The following is a 308-nucleotide window of genomic DNA, read 5'->3' as shown; positions in this document are numbered from 1 at the left end:
CACGACCTCGGTTCGGCCCTGCGTTTTGCCGACAAGGCACTTTTTATGAAAAACGGCGTGATCTATTCCGCATCGAGTTGTGCAAACGTTACACCAGCCATGGTAGAAGCTGTCTATGTGGTCAACGTCGCCATCGAGCGCATCAAAGGCCATCCCGTGGTCGTTCCGCTATAAACCATAATTTTTTCTTGTCACAGATCTCATCTTGCGTCCGGGGCTGGTCAATGTAGATTTTGCTGATGTCAAAGCGGTTATGAGCAATGCTGGTGCTGCAATAATGGGTATTGGCGAGGGGCGAGGGGAGACGC

The 308-nt window shown here is 51.3% G+C and carries 1 pseudogene; it reads left to right on the top strand.

The window, feature by feature from the left end:
• Positions 1-190: 190 nt before the first annotated feature.
• Positions 191-308: pseudogene (locus tag EZM41_RS13325) on the top strand (cell division protein FtsZ); the annotation flags it as partial.

This window comes from Acetomicrobium sp. S15 = DSM 107314, assembly GCF_016125955.1.
GTDB classification, from domain to species: Bacteria; Synergistota; Synergistia; order Synergistales; family Thermosynergistaceae; genus Thermosynergistes; species Thermosynergistes pyruvativorans.
The sequence above is the reverse complement of the archived record's forward strand: the minus strand, read 5'-3'. Positions and strand labels throughout refer to the sequence as shown.